The 3,145-nt window shown below is 72.0% G+C and carries 3 protein-coding genes; 1 reads left to right on the top strand and 2 read right to left on the bottom strand.

The window, feature by feature from the left end; genetic code table 11:
• On the bottom strand, positions 1-718 hold a 718-nt coding region (locus tag ACFU6K_RS35160; protein ID WP_380670109.1), incomplete at its 3' end, for an ALF repeat-containing protein.
• A 578-nt stretch (positions 719-1,296) separates the two neighbouring features.
• Here ACFU6K_RS35160 and ACFU6K_RS35155 point away from each other — a divergent pair.
• Positions 1,297-1,779: a hypothetical protein gene (locus ACFU6K_RS35155; protein ID WP_380670107.1), complete on the top strand. Its 483-nt coding sequence runs from the start codon at positions 1,297-1,299 to the stop codon at positions 1,777-1,779.
• 108 nt (positions 1,780-1,887) lie between these two features.
• Here ACFU6K_RS35155 and ACFU6K_RS35150 read toward each other — a convergent pair whose 3' ends face one another.
• Positions 1,888-2,919, bottom strand: a complete 1,032-nt coding sequence (locus ACFU6K_RS35150) for a glycosyltransferase family 2 protein (protein ID WP_380670105.1) — start codon at positions 2,917-2,919, stop codon at positions 1,888-1,890.
• Positions 2,920-3,145: the final 226 nt, after the last annotated feature.

Here is a 3,145-nt window from a genome sequence, read left to right as displayed (position 1 = left end):
GCTCGGTCTCGGCGGCGGCCCGGGCGGCGGCGGCCTTGGCGTCCTTCGCCGCGCCGACGGCCTGGGCGGAGGCGGCCTTGGCCGCTTCGCTCTCGCGCGCGGCCGCGGCGGTCGCGTCCTGGGACTGCTGCACCAGCTGGGCGATCGAGGTGCGTTCGGCGTCGCGCGCCCGGGCCACGTGCTGGCCGACGCGCAGGAACTCGCGGACGTCGTCGATCGTGCCGTTGAGCGCGAGCCGGGCCGCGGCCTGGGTGTTGGGTCCGCCCGTGCTGAAGATCTTGACCAGCTGGACCCGGTCGTCGGCCTCCCGTGCCGGGTACTGGCCTTCGGTCAGGAACGCCTTCAGGTCCTCGGCCGAGCCCTGCAGGGCGGCGTCCGCGGCCTTGCGCACGCTCGCGCCGGCCCCGTTCTTCAGCTGCGCCGCCTGGACCTGCTGGTCCTTCAGCAGCGCGGCCCGGTAGCCGCCGTTCAGGAAGTTCTGCAGGTCCTGGGCGGTGCCCTGGAGCGCCTTCTGCCCTTCGGCCTGGACTCCGGGGCCGGCCAGCGCGTTGATCTGCGCCACCGCGACCTGGTCGTCCTTCACCTGCGCGACGGCCTGCTGGGTGTCCAGGAAGCGGCGCACGTCGGCGTCGCTTCCCAGGAGCGCAGCCTCGGCCAGGGCCCGGACGCCCGACCCGCCCGACTGCCAGAACGCGAGCACCCGCGACCGGTCGGACACCGGGGAGGCGGGTCCGTCCGCTCCGGCCGCGAAGGCCGGCGCGCCGCCCAACAGACCGGCGAACAGCGCGAGGGGCAGCAGACGCGCCGCCAGACGGTTCGCCGGCGCCCCTCGCGCCCTCCTCCCCCGCCTCCTCAGGAACACCGACTTGTCCACTCATGGCCCCCTTTTGATTGTTCCTTTGTCTACGCCTCTTCCGGGCGCGCGATGAGCGTATAGCGAACCTCCGGAGGAGCTCCGTGAATGCCGTCAAAAACCGTCGACCGCTGACCGGAATCGATGTGTCGAATTCCCGCGGCCATTTCGCATGCGGCCCGATTTGCCCCGCTCGCACCCCGGGCCGGGCGTTCGAATCAGCCGCCGGGCCGCAGGATCCCGCCAGCCCGGCGACCGTTTCCCGCCAGCGGCCGGGCGAGTAAAACTGTTTACACGTGCGGCACCGTCTTCTACGCTTTGTCATCGCCATACCCGGCCGTGACCTTCCGTCACGGCACCTCCGGGAACGAATCGGACGATCCCGGAGACACTCCATCGCCATGGCCGCAATTACGGCGGAACCCAAAAGAGGAAAATTCACGATGAAGACTCGTACACGGTGGGGTACCGCCGCAGCGGTCATCGCCGTCGCCGCCGCCACCGTCGGTGGCTCTTCGCTCGCCTCCGCCGACACCACACCGGGCGACACCCAAACGGCCCCGCCGGCCGTCGAGGACTTCGGCTACCCGGAGTCGTCGCCGTACCCCGAGCTCAAGCTGCTGCGCGGTGACGGGCACATCGTCGTCGCCGACTGCCACACCACCACGCAGATCAAGCTGTACAGCCGGGTCATCGGCACGGCCGGCCCCAGCGTGTGCTTCCGCGTCACCGGACCGACCGGGTACCTGTCGCTCGAACTCCCGCAGACCTTCATCGTCCAGACCACCGACTATCCGGTGAAGGCCCGCCTGACCACGAACGACGGCGCCAGCAGCACCGTCGACGTGCCGTCCAACTCGATGACGAACGTCGCCGAGGGGCTCGGCCAGAAGCCGGCCGCCCTCGTCGAACTCCGGGTCGGCTGACCTGGACGCACCGGGCGCCACACTCCCTCCCCGCCGCCTCCGAAGGCCGCGGGGAGGGACACCCATGACCGGGGCCGAGCCCGGCCACCCCACCGCCGGCCCGGCCGGTCAGCCCTTGCGGAGGGCCTGGCGGGTGCGGCGGGCGAGGCGGTGGGCGCGCTGGACGGCGACGAATGCGCTCATCGAACCGGCCTGGGTGAGCCGGTACTTGAGGCGCAGCTGGGGGCTGAGGCCCGCCTGGGCCTCGGGGCCGATGGCCCGGAGGAGGCGGGTGACGTGCTGCTGGTAGGCGGCGCGGTAGGCGCGGTCGCCGTCCGGGACGGCCCAGAAGAACATCGGGATCTCCTCGACCAGGCAGTTGCGGTCGTAGGCGCGCAGGTGTTCGGCGAAGGCGGGTTCGGGGCGGGCGAGCAGCCACTCGCGGACGAGTTCCATCGAGCGGACCCGGTCGACGACACCGCGCGGGTCGGTCTTCTTCTGGGTGATGGAGAGGTCGCCGTCCTCGCGCACCCGCCAGTGGTAGACCGGGTCGGCGAGCACGTCGACGCGTGCGGCGAGGAAGTGGTGCGGCACGCTGACCGGGGCGTCCTCGTACAGGATGCCCTCGGGGTACAACAGGCCGGCGCCGTCGAAGAAGGAGCGCCGGTAGACCTTGTTCCAGGCGGTGCGGTCGGTGACGAGGGCGGGGGTTTCGCCGATGTGGGTGCGCAGCCGGGTCTCGCGGAACGGGCGGCGGTGGGCGTGCGAGGGGCTGAGGCCGGTGGTGCGCAGCCGCAGGGCGTTGCCGGCGGCGAAGTCGGAGCCGGTCCCGTCGAGGGTGTCGATCATCAGCTGGTAGGCGTGCGGCGGCACGACGTCGTCGCTGTCGACGAAGGCCAGGTACTCGGTGCCGGGGGTGAGGTGGCGCCAGCCGGTGTTGCGGGCGGCGCCGAGGCCCTGGTTCCGCTGCTGGACCAGTCGGAAGCGCCGGTCCCGCTCGACGTACTCCTTGGCGATGACGGGGCCGCCGTCGGTCGAGCCGTCGTCGACCAGGACGCACTCGAAGTCCTCGAACGTCTGGGCCACGATCGAGTCCAGGCACTCCCCGAGGTAGCGCTCGACGTTGTAGATCGGGACGACGAGGGAGAGACGCGGGGCCATCGCACGGCCTTTCGCTCAGGACACGAGCGGACGGGCCGGGCGGCCGTCGACCGCCGGTCACCGACAGTGGCCCGAGCATACGGACCGTATGCGGCCCGTGGGCGAACGTCGGGTTGAATCGAGCGAGCGGAACGGTGCATCCACCGGTCCGCCGGGTCGCCGGCCGTGTCCGGCGTCAACCCGCCCGCGCGGGAGGCCCCTTGGGGCACAAGGGGAGGGCCCCGGC

The sequence above is a fragment of the Kitasatospora sp. NPDC057512 genome, from assembly GCF_042802135.1.
In the GTDB taxonomy this organism is placed as follows: Bacteria; Actinomycetota; Actinomycetes; order Streptomycetales; family Streptomycetaceae; genus Kitasatospora.
Note: the sequence above shows the minus strand (reverse complement) of the source record. Positions and strands in the feature narration are given on the sequence as shown.